The sequence below is a fragment of the Cystobacter fuscus genome, assembly GCF_002305875.1.
GTDB classification, from domain to species: domain Bacteria; phylum Myxococcota; class Myxococcia; order Myxococcales; family Myxococcaceae; genus Cystobacter; species Cystobacter fuscus_A.
This window is the reverse complement of the sequence record NZ_CP022098.1, coordinates 3,104,361-3,121,960: the sequence shown is the minus strand read 5'-3', so window position 1 is coordinate 3,121,960 and position 17,600 is coordinate 3,104,361. Positions and strand designations below refer to the sequence as shown.

Annotated in this window: 15 protein-coding genes; 5 read left to right on the top strand and 10 right to left on the bottom strand. The window is 70.2% G+C overall.

Features of this window, described 5'->3' with window-relative positions; genetic code table 11:
• Positions 1–345 carry a DMT family transporter gene (locus tag CYFUS_RS12920; protein WP_095985490.1) on the top strand — a complete coding sequence of 115 codons (345 nt, stop codon included), beginning with the start codon at positions 1–3 and terminating at the stop codon, positions 343–345.
• Between the two features lie 37 nt (positions 346–382).
• On the opposite strand, the gene CYFUS_RS12915 is transcribed toward CYFUS_RS12920, so the two are convergent.
• Positions 383–1,627: a sensor histidine kinase gene (locus tag CYFUS_RS12915; RefSeq protein ID WP_095985489.1), complete on the bottom strand. Its 1,245-nt coding sequence runs from the start codon at positions 1,625–1,627 to the stop codon at positions 383–385.
• A complete protein-coding gene (locus CYFUS_RS12910) occupies positions 1,615–2,421 on the bottom strand; it encodes an alpha/beta fold hydrolase (RefSeq protein ID WP_095985488.1) in 807 nt (268 codons plus the stop codon). Before CYFUS_RS12910 ends, CYFUS_RS12915 begins: the two co-directional genes overlap by 13 nt.
• A gap of 357 nt (positions 2,422–2,778) precedes the next feature.
• Here CYFUS_RS12910 and CYFUS_RS12905 point away from each other — a divergent pair, with 357 nt between their 5' ends.
• From CYFUS_RS12905 to CYFUS_RS12890, 4 genes are read left to right on the top strand one after another with little or no spacing between them, the layout of a single operon-like run.
• On the top strand, positions 2,779–3,438 hold the full coding sequence (locus tag CYFUS_RS12905; RefSeq protein ID WP_095985487.1) for an HAD family hydrolase: 660 nt from the start codon (positions 2,779–2,781) through the stop codon (positions 3,436–3,438).
• 8 nt (positions 3,439–3,446) lie between these two features.
• Positions 3,447–4,250, top strand: a complete 804-nt coding sequence (locus tag CYFUS_RS12900; RefSeq protein WP_095991979.1) for an STM4013/SEN3800 family hydrolase — start codon at positions 3,447–3,449, stop codon at positions 4,248–4,250.
• A complete protein-coding gene (locus tag CYFUS_RS12895; RefSeq protein ID WP_095985486.1) occupies positions 4,247–5,563 on the top strand; it encodes an STM4012 family radical SAM protein in 1,317 nt (438 codons plus the stop codon). Before CYFUS_RS12900 ends, CYFUS_RS12895 begins: the two co-directional genes overlap by 4 nt.
• On the top strand, positions 5,560–6,453 hold the full coding sequence (locus CYFUS_RS12890; RefSeq protein WP_095991978.1) for an STM4011 family radical SAM protein: 894 nt from the start codon (positions 5,560–5,562) through the stop codon (positions 6,451–6,453). The genes CYFUS_RS12895 and CYFUS_RS12890 overlap by 4 nt, the downstream gene beginning before the upstream one ends.
• Here CYFUS_RS12890 and CYFUS_RS12885 read toward each other — a convergent pair.
• The 8 genes from CYFUS_RS12885 to CYFUS_RS12850 are packed head-to-tail and all read right to left on the bottom strand — an operon-like array spanning position 6,420 to position 17,597.
• Positions 6,420–7,544: an STM4014 family protein gene (locus tag CYFUS_RS12885; protein WP_095985485.1), complete on the bottom strand. Its 1,125-nt coding sequence runs from the start codon at positions 7,542–7,544 to the stop codon at positions 6,420–6,422. The genes CYFUS_RS12890 and CYFUS_RS12885 overlap by 34 nt on opposite strands.
• Before the next feature lie 12 nt (positions 7,545–7,556).
• On the bottom strand, positions 7,557–8,921 hold the full coding sequence (locus CYFUS_RS12880) for a WGR domain-containing protein (RefSeq protein WP_095985484.1): 1,365 nt from the start codon (positions 8,919–8,921) through the stop codon (positions 7,557–7,559).
• Positions 8,922–8,945: 24 nt separating this feature from the next.
• Entirely contained in the window at positions 8,946–10,367 is a 1,422-nt protein-coding gene (locus CYFUS_RS12875) for a hypothetical protein (RefSeq protein WP_095985483.1), read from the bottom strand.
• Positions 10,364–11,419: an AAA family ATPase gene (locus CYFUS_RS12870; RefSeq protein WP_095985482.1), complete on the bottom strand. Its 1,056-nt coding sequence runs from the start codon at positions 11,417–11,419 to the stop codon at positions 10,364–10,366. The genes CYFUS_RS12875 and CYFUS_RS12870 overlap by 4 nt, the downstream gene beginning before the upstream one ends.
• Positions 11,416–14,658, bottom strand: a complete 3,243-nt coding sequence (locus CYFUS_RS12865; protein WP_095985481.1) for a hypothetical protein — start codon at positions 14,656–14,658, stop codon at positions 11,416–11,418. The genes CYFUS_RS12870 and CYFUS_RS12865 overlap by 4 nt, the downstream gene beginning before the upstream one ends.
• The gene (locus tag CYFUS_RS12860) at positions 14,658–14,924 is read right to left on the bottom strand and encodes a hypothetical protein (protein ID WP_095985480.1); all 267 of its coding nucleotides are present in this window, start codon (positions 14,922–14,924) and stop codon (positions 14,658–14,660) included. The genes CYFUS_RS12865 and CYFUS_RS12860 overlap by 1 nt, the downstream gene beginning before the upstream one ends.
• On the bottom strand, positions 14,917–17,034 hold the full coding sequence (locus CYFUS_RS12855; protein WP_095985479.1) for an AAA family ATPase: 2,118 nt from the start codon (positions 17,032–17,034) through the stop codon (positions 14,917–14,919). The genes CYFUS_RS12860 and CYFUS_RS12855 overlap by 8 nt, the downstream gene beginning before the upstream one ends.
• The gene (locus CYFUS_RS12850; RefSeq protein WP_095985478.1) at positions 17,031–17,597 is read right to left on the bottom strand and encodes a hypothetical protein; all 567 of its coding nucleotides are present in this window, start codon (positions 17,595–17,597) and stop codon (positions 17,031–17,033) included. Before CYFUS_RS12850 ends, CYFUS_RS12855 begins: the two co-directional genes overlap by 4 nt.
• Positions 17,598–17,600: the final 3 nt, after the last annotated feature.

Here is a 17,600-nt window from a genome sequence, read left to right as displayed (position 1 = left end):
ATGAATCCAGCGTTGATCAGCTACGGTGCACTCGCAGCCGCCATCACCCTCGAGGTCGTCGGAACGACCTGCCTCCAGCAGTCGCGGCAATTCACGAACCCACTGCCCACGGCCCTCATGGCGCTCTGCTACGCGGGAGCCTTCTACTTCCTGTCCATCGCCTTGAAGGCCATGCCGGTCGGGATCGCCTACGCGATCTGGAGTGGTCTCGGGATCGTCTTGATCTCCGTGATAGGCTTTTTCATCTTCCACCAGAAGCTCGACGCGGCGGCGATGATCGGCCTGGGCTTCATCATCTTCGGCGTCATCATCGTGAACGTCTTCTCGAAATCGGTTTCACATTGAAACAACGCGGCGACCTTCAAGTCTTTCTGATATAATGTCACTCCCCTGGCGAACGGGTCTGTTGCTTCACGGGCAGGAGGATCGTGAACTGGGTGCCGCGGCCCGGCTCCGACTCGACCGAGATGGAGCCGTGGTGGTTCTCCACCACCTTGCGGCAGATGGCGAGCCCGACACCTATCCCGGGAGTATCCGGGTTCAGCTTCCTGAGCACCTCGAACACATGGGAGCGGTGGAGGGGGTCGAAGCCAATCCCATTGTCCGTGAAGGTGATCCGCACGAAGTCCGTGTAGTGATACTTGTCCTTGATGGACCGGAAGCTGTTGTGCTCGATGAGCTGGCACCCGATGTCGAGCCTCGCTTCCCCGCGGGGTTTGCGGAACTTCGCCGCGTTGTCGAGCAGGTGGAAGAAGAGCAGCATCAACTGACGCCGCCGGCCCTGGATGACGGGAAGAGGCTCACACCGCAGCGCCAACGAGGGAGAGCCGCCCATCTCCACCACCCGGTGCCGGGCGCTTCCCAGGCTCTCGAGCAGATCCACGTCCTCGATCGGCTCGTCGAGCACGTCCAGCGCCATGAACTGATGCAGCCCCATCACCAGCTGCTCCATCTTCACGCTGACGGTCTTGATGCGCTCGAGCGAATGCTGGCCCGTCACCGACAGCCCCTCCCAGTCCTCCCGGGTGAAGAGGCAGGCGAACATGGACAGCTGCCGGGCGGGCTGCCGCAGATCCTGCGCCAGGGCGGTGCTCACGCGCGTGAGATCCTGATTGCGCTGCTCCAGTTGGCTGATCTTCTGGTCGAGATCCCGGGCATGAACCTCCACGGCCTGCCGGGCCTGGTTGAGCGCCTCGTTGTTCCGCAGGGCCTCTTCCGCCGTCCGCTTCGACCTCAGCAGCTCGTCCTCGTACTTGCCGCGCTCGCGCACCGACATGAACGCGCAGTGATGGAGGACGCCGTCCTCATGCTCCTTGCGGATGGCGTTGAGGAGCACGGGGATGGACCCGCCGCCCTTGGAGCGCAGTGGGAGCTGGAGCTCGTCCGCCCGGCCCTGCATGCGCAGCAGCGGGAAGACGTGGGTCTCGCAGAACATGCGGCCCGCGAGCGTCAGGATCGTCGTCATGGGACGGCCCAGCAGCTCGTCGCGGGTGTAACCCAGGAGCTCCAACACCGTGTCGTTGACGGCCACGAGCGCGCCATCGCCGTTGTACGAGAAGAGGCCGCACGGCGCGCATTGCAGCAGCTCCTCCATGGGGAAGGTGGGCATGGGCTTCACGCCGAGCACAGGTATTCCTTGATGAGTCCGGTGGTCTCCTCCGGATCGCTCATGTGGGGGCAGTGTCCCGTCGCCCGCATGATGCGCAGGGTGCTCCGCGGCAAGTGGCGATGGACGTACTCGCCCACCGAGACGGGCGCGAGCAGATCCTCCGAGCACTGGAGGATGAGCGAGGGAACCGTCAGCTTGGGCAGATCCCGCCGGTTGTCCGCGAAGAACGTCACCTCGGCGAACCGCCGGGCGATGATGGGATCCGTGGAGCAGAAGCTCTCCTTGAGCTCCGAGGTGAGATGCGGCCGGTCCGGGTTCCTCATGACGAGGGGCGCCAGGAAGCTGGCCCACCCGATGTAATTCCTGTCCATCGTGTCCAGGAGCTCCTCGAGGTCCTTGCGCTCGAACCCGCCCACATAGTCGGGCGCCTCGTTGACATAGCGGGGCGAAGGGCTCACGAAGACGAGGCGGTGGAAGCGCTGGGGCTCCTTGATGGCGGCCAGCAGGGAGATCATGGCGCTGACCGAGTGCCCGACGAGGACGACGTCCTTCAGGTCGAGCGCCGCGCAGATGTCGAGGATGTCCTGGGCGTAGCCGTTCAGGTTCGAGTACCGCTCGGGATTGTAGGCCTGGAGATCCGAGCGGCCCGAGCCGACGTAGTCGAACAGGACGAGCCGGTAGTCCTCCGCGAAGGACGGAGCCACGAAGCGCCACATGTTCTGGTCACAACCGAAGCCATGGGCGAACAGCATCGTGCGCGACCCCTGGCCCATGAGCTTGACGTTGTTCCTGGCGAGAATGTTCGAGTTCATGTCGTTCGAAGCCCGGGGGAAACGCACCCCTTCATGGGGGGGAGACAAGGCTTGTGCTGCAATCCGGCCGCGCTGTGAACCGGGGGCGGAAAAAACTGTGAGATAGGGAGCATTCTCGCGAATGTCCGATCAACATCTTCGACACATCCATGTTTCTCAATCCCTGACAGTTCTCACACCCGACAGTCCAAGACCTCTTCCACTTTGTCCTCACCCATTCTCGTCAAGAACCCACCTGGGGCTGACTTTCGAACAGCGATCCGACAAAGCTTTTCGAACGCACCACGGGAGCGGAGGCTGGCCTGAACCACGGTGGGCAGCGTATCCTGGGCCTCCCCTGTGAGAGGAGTTTCGCGGATGCGGCCCCGGGCCGTCTTTTTCGATCTCGATGACACCCTCATCGACCGTGCCGGTGCCTTCGCGCGCTACCTCGAGGATCTCCTCTCCCGCCACCCGGCCGCCTTCCCCCCGGAGCGCCGGGACCAGGACGTGGCCACCCTGCACGCGCTCGATGCGCGGGGCTCCACCGAACGGACCCTCTTCTTCCGCCAGGTCACCCTCGCCTTCCCAGGCCTGTCCCTCTCCGCCGAGGCCCTCTGGGAGGACTTCGCCCACCGGCTGCCGTCCTTCATCCAGCCCCAGCCCGGCATCCGCCCGCTCGTGGAGTGGGTGAAGTCCCGCTTCATGGTGGCCGTGGTCTCCAACGGCTCCTCGCGCATGCAGCGCGCCAAGCTCGCACGCGCGGGACTCGAGGACGTACTGCCCGATGTCTTCCTCTCCGGCGAGGTGGGCGCGAGCAAGCCGGACCCGCGCATCTTCACCGCGGCGCTCGCGCACGTTGGCTGTGCTCCAGCGGAGGTGCTCCACGTCGGGGATGACCCGGTGCGCGACATCGCCGGGGCGACCCGTGTGGGAATGGCCTCCTGCTGGATCTCCGGCGGGCGCGACTGGCCCAACGAGCTGCCTCCCCCCACCCTCACCGTGAGCCGTGTCGACGAGCTCCTCCAGGTGCTCTAGTGACGGACATGAACGCCCTGGTCGGCACCCACGACCTGCTCTTCCTCACCCTGGACACCCTGCGCCTCGACGTGGCCGAGGAGACGCTCGCCCAGGGCAGGACGCCCCACCTCGCCTCCCTCCTCCCCAGCGGACGCTGGGAGCGGCGGCACTCGCCCGCCAGCTTCACCTACGCCGCCCACCACGCCTTCTTCGCCGGCTTCCTGCCCACCCCCGTCGAGCCCAGCCGCCACTCCCGTCTCTTCGCCGCCCGCTTCCAGGGCAGCGAGACCACCGACTCCGGCACCTGCGTCTTCGATACCCCCGACATCGTCTCCGGGCTCGCCGGGCGCGGCTACCACACCGTCTGCATCGGCGGCGTGGGCTTCTTCAACAAGCTCAACCCCCTGGGCAGCGTCCTCCCCGGCTTCTTCGCCGAGAGCCACTGGAGCCCCGAGCTGGGCGTGCGCGACCCCCGCTCCACCGAGAACCAGGTAGGCCTCGCCGTACGGCTGCTCGATGCCCTGCCGCGCGAGCGCCGGGTGTTCCTCTTCCTCAACGTCTCCGCCCTGCACCAGCCCAACTCTTTCTACCTGCCCGGCGCCACCGGGGACTCGCGCGACTCGCACGCGGCGGCGCTCGCCTACGTGGACAGCCAGCTTCCTCCCCTCTTCGCCGCCCTGCGCCGCCGGGGGCCCTCCTTCTGCATCGTCTGCTCGGACCACGGCACGGCGTACGGGGAGGACGGTTACTCCGGTCACCGGATCGGCCATCCGGTGGTATGGACGGTTCCCTACGCGGAGTTTCCGCTGCCGGGAGAGCCCGAGTCATGACGCGCCTGGAGACGATGCTCGGAGGATCGCCCTACGTGGCGTACCTCTATGGCTATCCGCACAAGACGGCCTACCGTCCCCTCTCGCCAGCCCCCTCCCTGGAGTCCGTCTGGGCCCGGGAGCGGCGCGAGGCCCTCTTCCTCTACCTGCACATCCCCTTCTGCGAGATGCGCTGCGGCTTCTGCAACCTCTTCACCGCCGCCGGTCCCAAGGAGGACGTCGTCCAGGTCTACCTCCAGGCCCTCACGCGAGAAGCCCGCCGGGTGAAGGAGGCGCTCGGGCCCACCCCCTTCGCGCGCATCGCCGTGGGCGGAGGCACCCCCACCCTGCTCGACGTGGCCGGGCTGCACACCGTCTTCGACCTCGCCGAACAGGTCATGGGCGCCGACCCGCACCGCCTCCCCGTCTCCGTGGAGGTCTCTCCCGAAACGGTGGACGCCGCCAAGGTGGCCGCCCTGCGCTCGCGCGGCGTGGATCGGGTGAGCATCGGCGTGCAGAGCTTCCTCGAGTCCGAGGTGGCCTCGGTCAAGCGGCCCCAGAAGACGGCCCAGGTGGAGGCCACGTTGGACCTGCTGCGCTCCGCGGGCTTCCCCACGCTCAACATCGATCTCATCTACGGCATGGAGGCCCAGACCGAGGAGACGTGGCTCGCCTCGCTGCGCGCCGCCCTCCGCTTCGCCCCCGAGGAGCTCTACCTCTACCCCCTCTATGTCCGGCCCCTCACCTTCCTCGGCAAGAAGGCGCGGGCCTGGGATGATCAGCGGCTCGCCCTCTATCGCGCCGGCCGCGACTTCCTGCGCTCCGAGGGCTACACCCAGGTGTCCATGCGCATGTTCCGCGCCCGCCACGCCCCCTCGGTGGAAGGGCCCGTGTACCGCTGCCAGGAGGATGGGATGGTGGGGCTCGGGTGCGGGGCCCGCTCGTACACCGAGCGCATGCACTACTCCTCCGAGTACGCCGTGGGCTCGCGCGAGGTGCGCTCCATCATCGCCGCCTACAGCGAGCGGACCGAGGCCTCCTTCGGCGAGGTGGGCTACGGCTTCGTCCTCGACGAGGCGGAACAGCGCCGGCGCCACATGCTCCTCTCCCTGCTCGCCGAGGGCGTGGAGTTCGCCGCCTACCGCCAGCGCTTCGGTACCGAGGCGCTCGCGGACTTCCCGGAGCTGGCCGAGCTGGAGACCCATGGCCTCGCGCGGCGCACCCCGGAGGCGCTGCACCTCACGGACGCGGGCGTGGAGCGCTCGGATCTCATCGGCCCGTGGCTGCACTCCGAGCCGGTGCGCGCGTTGATGGAGGGGTACTCGTGGCGATGAAGCTCACCGTGCTCTACCGGGGTCCGCTGTCGAACTGCAACTTCGGCTGCGAGTACTGCCCCTTCGGCAAGTGGAAGCAGGACGACGCGGAGCTGGCCGAGGATCGCGCGGGCGTCGAGCGCTTCGTCGACTGGGTCGGGTCCCGGCCCTACCCCGTGTCGGTGTTCTTCACCCCGTGGGGCGAGGGACTCATCCGCCCCTGGTATCAGGAGGCCCTGGTGCGGCTCACGCGGATGCCCCACGTCGAGCGGGCCGCCATCCAGACGAACCTCTCCTGCACCCTGGAGTGGGTGGAGCGCTGCCAGCCGGAGAAGCTCGGCATCTGGGCCACCTTCCACCCCGAGTGGATGAAGCGCAGGCGCTTCGTGTCGCAGTGCGAGCGGCTGGGCGCCCTGGGCGTGCGCTACAGCGTGGGCATGGTGGGCTTCCGCCGCTTCGCCGAGGAGGCCGAGGCCCTGCGCGGCGAGCTGCCTCCAGACGTGTACCTGTGGATCAACGCCGTCAAGGACGGCAAGGAGGAGCGCTACACCCCCGAGGACGTGGAGCGCTTCTCCCGCGTCGATCCCCTCTTCTCCCTCAACAACACCCACCACCCGAGCCTCGGCAAGGCGTGCCGCACCGGGGAGAGCGTCATCTCCGTGGACGGCGCGGGCTCGGCGCGCCGGTGCCACTTCGTGCGCGAGTTCCTCGGCAACATCTACGAGCCCGGCTTCGAGCAGGTCCTCCGCCCACGCCCCTGTGCCAAGGCGACATGCGGGTGTCACATCGGCTACGTGCACCTGGACTACCTGGAGCTGGATCGCGTGTTCGGCTCGGGCATCCTCGAGCGCGTGCCGGTGGAGCCCCTCTGGCAGGCTCAGCGCAGCGCCTCGCGGATCTCCCACTCGTAGACGGAGAGCCCGTCGCGCCGCAGATTGGGCAGCAGATCTCCGAAGGCGTTGGCCTCCAGGACCGCGTGGCCCTGGAAGTACGCCTCGTACATGAGATCGATCCCCACGTGCAGGCAATCATGGGCTCGCGCCACCTGGCGGCACGTCTCCATCGCCGCCTCCAGCTCGCGCGGAGGCACCGCCGCGAGGAAGGCGTCCATGTCGCCGCGCTTGCCCCCCAGGTGCAGGTTGGTGATGGGGTGGCGGCTCTGACGGATGACGGTGAAGGCCGGCTCGCCCCGCACCATCAGCACCCGGCAGTCGAAGAACTCCCCGCGCAGCCGTGCCTTGGGCAGGGCCCGCTCCACCTGCGAACCCTCGCGCAGGAGGAACTCCAGGGCCGCCTCCACCCGCCGGGGCTCGCGGAGGCGGCGCACCTTGAGTGAGTTGTACCAGCCGGTGTCCGTCTGCTCGAGGGTGGTGAACAGGGACTCGTCCGAGCGGCCCAACCGGAAGATGCCCAGGCACGACGCCGAGGAGCCGCACGAGAGCTTCACGAACGCCTCGCGCCAGCCCTCCTCCCGCATCCGCGTCCGCAGCGACTCCACGTCCGTGATGCCCTCCAGCGACGGCGGCACCGGGATGCCCCGCGCCGCGTACTTTCGCGAGGTGAGGCGCTTGTCGAAGAGCTCCGCGATGCTCGCGGGCGAGGAGAGCACCCGCCAGCGGGGGTGCTCGGCGAAGATGGCCTCCAACTGGCTCAGGGTCCGCAGGAAGCCCAGGTGGTACTGCCTCGGGCAGAGGATGCGCCCACGGTCCTCGGGGAGGGCGTCAATCTGCTCGGGCGTGAGCACGGCGCACCCGAGCGCCCGCGCATCCTCGTGGCCCCGCTTCAGCAGCGCCTTCTCCACCTCGAAGCTCTCGCCCGCGGCGTCGATGCGCACGAGCCGCTCGGTGTCCGGCAGATCCGCGAGCACCGCCGGCTCCCTCAGCAGCTCGCGCCAGGGCACCACGTGCGCGGGAGGAAGGCCCCGGGCGGCCAGGGCCGCCTGGAAGAGGGTGACGCGCCGGTTCTCCGGATTGCCGATGAGCAGGAACGGCGGCGCGCCCACCCGGGACTCCCGCTACTCGCCCACCGCCACGTAGCGGTAGTCGTCGTCCTCGTCGTAGTCGTCACGCTGGTTGCCGTGCGCCACGTACTCGCCCAGCTTCGCCACCTGCTTCTGGGCCTCGTCCGACAAGAGGTTCTCCGTCACGTCCAGGCGCTTGAGGTGCTTGAAGGCCGCCGCGTTCGCCACCAGCGCCTCCGCGCCCTCCTTCGTCATCGTGCCCATGGACAAGTCCAGCGTCTCGAGCTGGGAGAGGATCTTCGCCCGTGGCAGCGCCTTGCACAGCTCGTTGGTGAACTCCGCGTTGCGCAGCCCCAGGTGCTTGAGCGCCGGCACGCCCTTGCCCTCGAGCAGGGGCTGGATGTCGTCCACGCCGCCTCCCGCGCCGTAGTTCTCCGAGCCGAACCACACCTCCAGCCGCTCCAGCTTCGGCCAGTTCGCCTTCACGATGGACTTGACCGCATCCAGCGGCAACCCACCCGTCTCCACGGTGAACTCACGCAGCTCCGGCAGGTTCACCTCGCCCATCTCCAGCTCGCCTCCACGCACCTTCAGCGAGCGCAGGCGGGGGAAGGCCTTGTACACCGGCGAGAGGTCTTGCAGGTGCGTCCAGGAGATCTCCGTCTCGTCCGGATACTCGAAGTCACCGATGAAGAGCGTCTCCAGCGTGGGGCACGTCGTCCCCGCCAGCGCCCCGATGGCCTCGCTGTAGTCGTTCTCCTCGTAATCCGCCATGCCGAAGGTGAGCTCACGCAGGAAGCGGGCCGAGGGCAGCGCCATCAGGTGCTTCACCGCCTCGGCGGAATCGAACTCCGAGTCGAAGTCTCCCCGGGCCAGGCGGGCGCTCTGGATGAAGCCGAAGCGCCACCCCACTTCCACCTCGTTGTCCTCCTTGTCCGCCAGCGCCCCCAGCAGGTACTTCTTGTACTTGCGCACCAGCGCCGACGCCTGACGCTTGAGCTTCGTGGCCTCCTCGCCCGACGCCTGGTGCGCCGCGCACTGCAGGGCGATCAGCTCGCCACGAGGGTCTCCCTGGCTCTGCAGCCAGTCGCCATAGACGAGGTAGCCCTCGACGTTGTCCGGATCCTTCTCGATGGCCGCCTCGAGCTCCGGGTTGCGCTTGGCCAGGTTCGCCGAGTCATCACCCTCCTCGTCCTCGCCGGGCGCCTCCTGGCCGTCGGCCAGCTCGTAGCCCTTCTTCGTCTTCTCGGCGATGAGCTTGTCGTGCTCGCGCTTGGCCTCGACGGCGTTGGAGAAGCTCTGCGTCTTCTCCTGGCCCTTGGTGCCGATCTTCCCCCAGCGCGTGGTGAAGCTGTTACCCGAGAGGGTGATCTCCCAGAACTTGCTGGAGTTGCCCTCCTTGAACTCGTAAAGCGGCATGTGGTTCCCCTTGGCCCGGCGACGCTAGAGGAGCCCTCGCGCAAGCTCAAGCGTCACTCCACGCCACGTGGCCCATGGCTCCTCCCCGGGTGGCTCGGGAGACGAGGCGGGCGAGAGCCGAGGCACCGGCTGGGAGACGTCGAGCAGCGCCAGGCCCACCTGGGATGGAGCGGGAGGCATCTCCCGGCCCCCCAGGAGGAGCACGTCCGTGCGGGCCCGCTTCGCGTCCTCCCCGGCCTGGGCGAGGACCGACTCCAGGCGCTCCGCCGCCGTCACTTCCGCGTTACCTCGCTCGAGCCACTCGCGCAGCAGCAGCTCGCACAGGCCCCGCTCCGCCTCCAGCCCCTCGCCCACCACCACCACCCGGAAGCGCAGCTCCTCATCCCCCAGCCACACGGACAACCGCCGCACCAGGCTCAGCACCAGCCCCAGCACCAGCACGCCCCGCTGCCAGCGCAGCCCCGCGTCCTTGACGCGGGCCTCCGTCAGCCCCGGCAGCAGCGCGAACGTCACCCGCCGCCGCCGCCGCACCACGAGGCTCTCGTCCCGCGTGTAGTAGAGCAGCTCGCCCTCCACGTAGCGCAGATCGAACAGATCCAACCCCGCGTCGTCCTCCATGTAGACGAGCTCCGACGTGACCAGGTTCTCCAGGCTCCCCACGTTGGACACCGAGGAGAAGCCTCCCTGGGGAAACGCCGCGTCGTCCTCCAGGTGCGAGGGCGTCTGACCCGAGGCGGGCTTCCGGGGCCGCATCCGCCTGGGCAGGGCCTCGGCGAGCGCCTCCGCCGCCTCCACCGCCTGCTCCAGCGCCAGCCGCCGCGCCCGCCCCTGGAGCCGCTCCAGGTTCTCCAGGGTGAACACCTCCGCGTCGCCCAACAGCGCCCGCGCCCGCCGGGCCGCGCCGCCCAGGGCCTCGTAGGCCTCGGCCAGCCGCTCCACCTCCGCGCCCCGCTCGCGCAGCGCCGCGTGGCCCGTCTGGAGCAGCTCGGCGGGAGGATGTTCGAGCACCCGCCGCGCGAGCCCGGGATTCACCGCCGTGCCCCCCGTGAACCCCAGCCGCGTGAGCACCCGGGCCACCAGGAAGGCCACGCCGCGGGGCCGCAGCTCCGCGGGCATGCGGGCCAGCGCGTTCACCACCGCCTCCAGGTGCGGCTCGGCGGCCAGCCGCGCGAGCAGCTGGTCCTCATAGGCACGCACCGCCGCCCGCAGCGAGGGCACGGAGTCCGGCACCGGCCGCGAGGACTCGAGTGGCGCGCCCAGCGCCAGCCTCCCGAGGTCCACCACCACCCCCAGGGGAGGCAGCGCCGGGAGCTCGGCGTGGGCCGCCAGCAGCCAGGGCACGGCTTGCGCCACGGCCTCGGGGGACGTGCCCTCCAGCCGCGCGAGGCACAGCCCCGCGCACAGCCACCGCTCCGCTTCCTCGGGTCCCCGTGGCTCCGTCGTCATGTCAGCCCGAGCAGCCGCGGCACCTTCTCCTCCAGCAGGTCGATCTCCTCGCGCGTCTCTCCCAGGAAGGAGAGCAGCACCAGGTCCTCCCGCTCGACGGCGCCCCCATGGAAGATCCACGCCCGCGTGCGCAACAGCCGGTAGAGCTTCACCAGCTTGCGATCGCTGATGAAGACGCCGTCCTCGCGGGTGAGCGTCTGCACCACGCGGCGGAACTCGCGCAGCAGCTCGTCGCGGAAGAACAGCTCCCGGTCGCGCAGCTCGCGCCCCTCCGGCCCCGGCTCGCGCCGGCTCATCACCAGCGTCAGGTAGCGGTGCGCCTTGAGGAAGTCCTCCAGCGTGGCGTGGCCCTCCGCCCAGGGCTTCTGGTTCAGCTCGCGCTGCGTCTGCGACTCCAGGCCCGCGTCGATGAGCTCGAGGAAGTAGCGGTCCTGCACCGGGCGGCACGCCGCCTTCAGGCAGAAGCGATCCTTGAGCGCCCCCAGCTCCGCGTGCTCGGGCAGCTCGTTGGTGGCGGCGAAGAGCACCTTGAGCCGCACCGGCTGGGGCGCGCCGTCCTGGTAGAACTTGCGCTCGTTGATGACCGTGAGCAGCGCGTTGAGGATGGCCGAGCTGGCCTTGAAGACCTCGTCCAGGAAGACGAGCCGCGCCGTGGGCAGCTTGCCCCTCTCGCGCCGCATGTAGCGGCCCTGCCGCAACAGGTTGATGTCGATGGGGCCCAGCACCTCCGAGGGCTCGGTGAAGCGCGTGAGCAGGTACTCGAAGTAGTCCTCGTCCCCGATGCGCAGGGCGTCCTTGAACTTGAGCACCAGCTCGGACTTGGCCGTGCCCGGTGGACCCACCAGCAGCAGCGGCTCCTGCGCCACCGCCGCCACCGTCATCAGGTCCACCAGCGTCTGCTTGCCCACGAAGTGCCGCCCCAGCGAGAGCCGGAAGCGGTTGATGCGATCGCGCAGCGCCTGCGACTCGCGCGAGAGCGCCTCGTGGGACAGCTCGGTGATGGGGTCGACGGCGATCCGGCCGTCCGCGGGCTCCCGATTGGGAACACTCATGGATGCTCCTCCAGCTCCCGGTGGATGCGGCGCCGCACCAGGAATTCGTCCTCGTCCAGCCAACGCCGGGCGCGCTCACCCGACCCCTGCCCCACTCCCACGTGCCCCAGCACCAGCGCGTCCGCGAATTCCACCACGGACAGGCAGAAGTGGCTGTTGGTGTTGTAGCTGTCCGTCACCCCGGGGAGCTGCTCGGACAGCCGCGCCAGCGCCGGCAGGGCCACGTCGACCGGGGCCTGGGACAGCGCCCCCGCGAGCCCCCGCGTCAGGATGAGCCGCTCGGGCATGGGTCCCTGGAACCGGGCCAGGGTGGTGAAGGCGCGCTCGAACACGGCCGTGGCCTCCGGCAGGTGTCCGAGCAGCGCGAGCCCGGCGGCGATGCCGAGCTGGGTGGACAGGGGAACCTTCTCGGGACGGGCGAGGAGCTGCTGGCCCGGCTCGAGCAGCCCGGTGGCCTCGCGGAGCAGTCCCAGGCGGCGCAGGTCGCGCAGGGACGCGCCGAGGATGCCATGGCCCCAGGCCTCCGCCCCTGGCTGGAGCCCCACCAGCAGCGCGCGCAGCCGTCCCACCAGCGCCTTGACGTGATCCTCCCGGCCGAAGTGTCCCGCCACCGTGAGGGCATCCCCCAGGAGCAGGGCGTGGGCCTCGTCAGGCAGGCCTTCCATGGAGGGCACCAGCCGGGCCAACAGCGGCAGGGCTCGGGCCGGTGGCAGCCGCGGAAGGGTGTCGAGCAGACCTTCCAACAACCGCTGGCGCTCGGGGGCCGGCGTGAGGAGGGAGAGCGCCCGGGCGGCGAGCTGCTCCACGGCCGTGACGAGGCGCTCCACGTCCTTCTCCTCGCGCAGGACGGCGAACTCCTCGCCTCGAGGATCCCGCTCGCCCCGTCCGAAGGAGCGCGCCGGATCCAACCGCTCGCTCGGCTCGAGAATCGTGGAGGCCTGCCGGAGCCGGTCCACCTTGTACCGGTGGAAGCTGCCCAGGGCATGGAGCTCGGTGGCCAGCTCGTGGGGAAGCGGTGTCTCGGAAGGAAGTCCCTCGAGGGCCTGCGCCACCCGCGCCGCATAGGCCCGGCCGAGAAAGCCATGCACGGGGTCCTTCCCCTCCAGGCCGGAGGTGGCGCTCGCCATCAGCTCCCGCGCCCGGTCCGCGTGCCCGAGCCGCGCGAGTCCCCAGGCGAAGACGAAGCGCACATAGGATCCGGTGAGGGCAACGGGGGCCTCGAGAGCGGAGCGGTGGCGGGGCGTGCGCTCGAAGCGCTCGAGCAACGCGTCGAGCTGGGCGCGCAGCCGGGAGGCATGGGCCGCATCCACGCTCGCGCGCAGGAAGGTGGGCACGTCCCGCGACCGGGAGAGGCCCCGGTGCAACAGGGCGAGCACCCGGTCTCCGGCCTGGGCCAGTCCGAGTGCATCGCCTCCGACGAGCCGGGCCAGCGCGACGCGGGTGAGCCAGAGCGAGCGCACGTCGAGCGCTCCATCGTGCCGGTCCAGCCAGCGCTGCACCGCGGGAACGTCGAGCGGCTCACCGGAGCCATGGAACACCCGCAGCACGTGACTCGCGAGGGCGCGGACGTCCGCGTCGGAGGGCGCGGCGAGGGCCAGCCGCTCGGTGGGCGAGGCCCCTTGCGACGTGGACTCCGCCCAGCGAGCCGCGAGGGACGCCGCCTCGGCGCCCGAGGTCTCCCAGAGGGCCCGGGTCCAGCACAGGCTCGCGTCGCGCTCGCGCCCGAGCAGGCCGTTGAGCTCCGCCATGCGCACCCACGCGGGCAGGCGCTCGGGCGCATCCGCCGGAGACTCCAGCGCGAGGAAGTCCTTCTCCCGCGTGGTGAGTTCCCGCTCGAGCTCGCTCGTCCGCGCGGGCGTGAGGGGCGCCAGACGCATGGGCGGAGGCCGTGGCGCCTCCGCCCGGGGAATCCGTGGCGCGGCGATGGGCTCGGAGGCGGGCGCGGCGGCGGAACGGCGGCGAGAGGAGCGACGCCCGGGCTCCTCCTCCTTCGCCGACGGAGAGGACTCTTCACTCGGCCCGGTGTCCGTGCCCTCGAAGGCCGCGAAGTCGAACGTGGCGCCACGCACCCAGGGCTCGAGCGCCACGGCGCCGGTATCGAGGACGTACTCCACCCACTCGTCGAGCGGCTGGAAGGCGCGCTCCGGGAGGCGCTCGGCGCGGAAGGCCCCCTGTCCCGTGGGGTGCAGCCAGGTGACGGTGTCCGCGTCGGGCGTGAGCAGGGCACGCAGCCGGTCCCCGCGCAAGGGAGGCTCCAGCAGCGCGTCGCAGGGAAGGTAGAGGGTGGGAAGCTGGGGCAAGGGAGCGTAGGCCGTCGCGGACAGTCCGAGCTCCGGGGGCTTCTCCCGCCCCGGCCGGGCGCGGAGGACGACGTGGGGAGCCTCGGGAGGGCCCGAGACGGCGAAGCGCAGCTGCGCGAGCAGCGCCTCCGGCAGAGAGTGCACGAGGGACTCGACCTGGGCCACGGCGTTCTCGCGCAGCACCCAGAGGCTGGCGGGCTCCACGCGCGCGGCCTGGCGGAGCCGCAGGGGCACCGAGAGGCGTCCGGGCACGGGGCGAGGCACCCAGTCCTCCGCGGGCTGGGGCAGCGGGAGGTCCACGAGCTGGTACAGGTCCAGCCAGGGCCCGTCCGGCGCGGTCATCCAGCGCCCCTCTCCCGGGAGCAGCAACAACGTCCCCGGGGACGCCCGGAGCGCCTGGGCCATGGGGTGGGTATGGCCCAGCTCCATCCACACCCCCTGCGAACCGGCGGTGACGGGAGCGAAGGCGCGCAGTCCCGCGATGCGATCGATGGCGCGCGTGAGGGTGAAGTACGGCGGGGCCACGGCCCGCAGGAGCGCCCGGCGCTCGGAGCCACTTCCGGCGAGGCACAGCTCCTGTCTGTCACACCCGAGCCGCAGCAGCTCTCCGGCCAGGGGCAGCAGCTCGCGCTCGTGCGCGGCCAGGAAGAGCACCGGACCGATGGGCACGTCCAGGTCGGGCATCCGCCGGACCGGGAGCAGCTCCGCCCAGCAGCTCACGGCCGCGCCGTCTCCGGAGGCTTGCTCATCGAGGCGGATGCCGAGCTCCCCGAGCGCCTTCACCTGGGCACGGGTCAGGGGCGCCTCGGGCGTGACGAGGAGTCCTCCCGTCCCGGTGCGCTGGACGCGCGCGCGAGCCACCTGGACCTCGGTGGGGACGAGGCCCGAGGTCAGCGCGAGCCGCAAGATCTCCTCGGTGGGGAAGGAGAGCGTGGGCATCAGGCCTTCCGCGCGACGCGTGCGGAGACGTCCTCGGACGCCGGGGTCTGCTCGCCGCCCGTGCTCGCGGGCGTCTCGCGCTCGACGATGATGCGCCCCACCTCGGAGGCCTTCAGCGCGCCGCCCGCGATGAGCTTGTCCACCAGGCGGCGATGCTCCTCCTCGTGCTCCATGGGCAGGGCGTCGGCATCGCTCTCGTACTTGACGAGGATGTCCTTCTTGCCCGTGGAGGGATCGATCTGGAGACGGAGGATGAGGCTAGCCACGAGGGAGCTCCTTGGGCGCCGCGGAGGGCATCAGGTGGGCGAAGGCCTCGCGGTCGAGCACCTTGCGTTCGAGCAGCAGCTCGCGCAGCGCGAGGAGGCGGTCGCGCTCGCGCTGGAGGATGTCCCGGGCCCGCTTCCGCTGGGAATCGAGCAGATGCCGCACCTGGGCGTCGAGCTGCTCGAGCGTGGCATTGGAGAGCGGGAGCGAGGGCGCTCGAGGATCGTAGGGGGCGAAGCGCTGCACCGCGAGCGCGTCGCCCTCGCCCATGCCGAACTCCTGCACGAGCGCGCGGGCGATCTCCGTGGCCTGCTCCAGGTCCTGCGCGCTACCGATGGAGATGTCGTCCAGGAGGAGCGCCTCGGCCTCGCGGCCACCGAAGAGCACGCAGAGGTTGTCGAGGAGCTGGCCCCGGGTGACGACGTAGCGGTGGGCCCGGTCCGCGTACTGCACGAAGCCGAGCGAGCCGGCGAGGTCCCCCCGGATGGAGATGCGATCGATGGGCGGAGCGTGGGGACAATGCAACGCGCAGAGGGCGTGGCCGGCCTCGTGGGTGGCCACCACCTTCTCCTCGGCGGCGGTGAGCTCGGGCCGATCGAGGTAGTCGGAGAGGGCGCGCTCCACGTCGAGCGGCTCGGTGGGGCCCAGGTGGCCCTCGCGCAGCCGCCGCCGCGCCAGCGCCCGGCACAGCGCCTGGAGGTGATCGCCGGAGTAGCGCGAGCCGGTGCCCTCCACCAGGTCTCCCGTGCGCTTCACCGCATAATCCATGGCCCGCTCGGACAGGCCCAGGCCGAGCTTCCGGTCATAGATGGAGAGGATGGCGCGCCGGTCCGTGCTGTTGGGATAGGGAATGCACAGTTGGAACTCGAAGCGGCCGGGACGCAGGAGCGCGGGATCCAGCGACTCGACGAAGTTGGTGGTGCCCACCACGAAGACGAGCTCCTCCTTGCGGAAGCCATCCATCTCCGTGAGGAGCTGGTTCACCATGGAGTGCTCCACCCCCGAGCCCGTGTACGTGCCGCGCGCCGAGGCGAACGAGTCCAGCTCGTCGAAGATGATGATGCTGGGGGCGGCCTGACGGGCGCGCACGAAGATCTGCCGGAGGTTCTCCTCGCTCTCGCCCACCCAGCGGCTCTTGAGCTCGGGGCCACTCACCACGGTGACGGCCGCGCCGAGCGCCGAGGCCATCGCCTTGGCGAAGAGCGTCTTGCCCGTGCCGGGCGGGCCCCAGAAGATCATCCCGCGCGGCAGGAGCGACTCCACCTGCTTGACCTGCTCGGCGTCCCCGAGCGTCTCCTTGTGGGCCAGCACGTCCAGCAGCTCGCGCTGGAGCCGCTCCTTCACCTTGGCGTAGCCGCCAATGGCTCCGTGCAGATCCAGGTTCGGCACGCTGAGCGAGCCGGAGAGGGTGGCGGTGCGCAACTGCACGTACGCGGGACGGGCGTCCGCGGGGTAGTCCTCGCCGGTGATGGCCCCGAGCAGGCGCCGCAGGCGGACGGCGTTCACGCCGGACACGTGCTTGTAGAGCGCGTAGGGCTGGAGTCCCCGGCCGAACTTCCGGCTCTCGCGCTGGGTGACGAGGTAGCGCAGCCGATCGCGGCCCACGCCCAGGATGCTCTCGCGGTGGGGGAAGAGGTTCTCGATGACGCGCGGCAGCGGGAAGGAGGGATCCTTGAAGCCCACCCACACCATCTCCGGGTTCTCGTAGAGCAGCGGGATGACCTCGCGCGCCTCGGAGGTGAGTCCCCCGCTGCTGGTGGTGAGCAGATCCAGGTGGGGCAACACCACGATGCGCTCGCGCACCGCGCCGCGCACGGCATCGCGCAACTGGGCGATGAGCGTGGACATGAGGCTCGGCGCCGGCATGCCCGGAGGGGGCTCCTGGGCGGTGCGGCCATCCAGGTAGAGGAACTGCTTGCCCTCGCGCTTGAGCCGGTCGCGCAGGCACTTGTAGAAGAAGGGCGTCAGCTCCTTGTCGGCCTCGACCATGACGGCGAGGCCCCGCTGCAGCGCCTCGCACACGCGACCCAGCTCCGCGGGGTAGGCCGCTTCCACCGCCGCGAAGGGGGACAGCTCGACGGGCAGTTCCTGTTCGGGGATGAGGGCACTCACAGACGGACCTTGATGGTGAGCGAACCGGTGGCGGGATCCTCGCTGATCTCCTCCACCGTGCCGAGCTGCCGCGCCCGGACCTTGAGGGCCTCGGCCGTCACCTTGTTGGAGACGGCGTCCAGCTCCTGCTTCAGGTCGCGCAACCGGGCTTCCAGGCGGCGGGTGAGGTCCTCGCGCAGCGACTCCCGGGCGACGCTGGCCCGGTCCTCCAGCCGCGCCCGGGCCTGTTCCCGGGCCTGCTCCTCGGCCTGCGCCTTCTCCTCCTCCCGGGCGTAGCCGCGCTGCGCCGTGGCCTCAAGCTCCACGGCCCGCTCGTCGGCGAGCGTGACGCTCACGTCCCCCGTCTGCACGTCGATGGCCAGCCGGACGCCATCGGCCTCGGTGCGCAGGGCGACGGGGCCCTCGCGCGTGAAGCCGCGGCGCGCCAGCTCCTCGGCGAGCAGTCCCCCCAGCTCTTCCTGGGAGAGGATGGGCAACAGCTCGAGCTTGGAGCAGACACCATCCTCGGCCCGCACCACGCGGTTGAGGGACTCGGAGACGGAAATGCGGTAGGCGCGACTCATGGG

Coding starts and splice junctions, on each gene's coding strand:
- CYFUS_RS12920 (WP_095985490.1), top strand. CDS start 1: ATGAATCCAGCGTTGATCAGCTACGGTGCACTCGCAGCCGCCATCACC.
- CYFUS_RS12910 (WP_095985488.1), bottom strand. CDS start 2,421: ATGAACTCGAACATTCTCGCCAGGAACAACGTCAAGCTCATGGGCCAG.
- CYFUS_RS12905 (WP_095985487.1), top strand. CDS start 2,779: ATGCGGCCCCGGGCCGTCTTTTTCGATCTCGATGACACCCTCATCGAC.
- CYFUS_RS12900 (WP_095991979.1), top strand. CDS start 3,447: ATGAACGCCCTGGTCGGCACCCACGACCTGCTCTTCCTCACCCTGGAC.
- CYFUS_RS12895 (WP_095985486.1), top strand. CDS start 4,247: ATGACGCGCCTGGAGACGATGCTCGGAGGATCGCCCTACGTGGCGTAC.
- CYFUS_RS12890 (WP_095991978.1), top strand. CDS start 5,560: ATGAAGCTCACCGTGCTCTACCGGGGTCCGCTGTCGAACTGCAACTTC.
- CYFUS_RS12880 (WP_095985484.1), bottom strand. CDS start 8,921: ATGCCGCTTTACGAGTTCAAGGAGGGCAACTCCAGCAAGTTCTGGGAG.
- CYFUS_RS12875 (WP_095985483.1), bottom strand. CDS start 10,367: ATGACGACGGAGCCACGGGGACCCGAGGAAGCGGAGCGGTGGCTGTGC.
- CYFUS_RS12870 (WP_095985482.1), bottom strand. CDS start 11,419: ATGAGTGTTCCCAATCGGGAGCCCGCGGACGGCCGGATCGCCGTCGAC.
- CYFUS_RS12865 (WP_095985481.1), bottom strand. CDS start 14,658: ATGCCCACGCTCTCCTTCCCCACCGAGGAGATCTTGCGGCTCGCGCTG.
- CYFUS_RS12850 (WP_095985478.1), bottom strand. CDS start 17,597: ATGAGTCGCGCCTACCGCATTTCCGTCTCCGAGTCCCTCAACCGCGTG.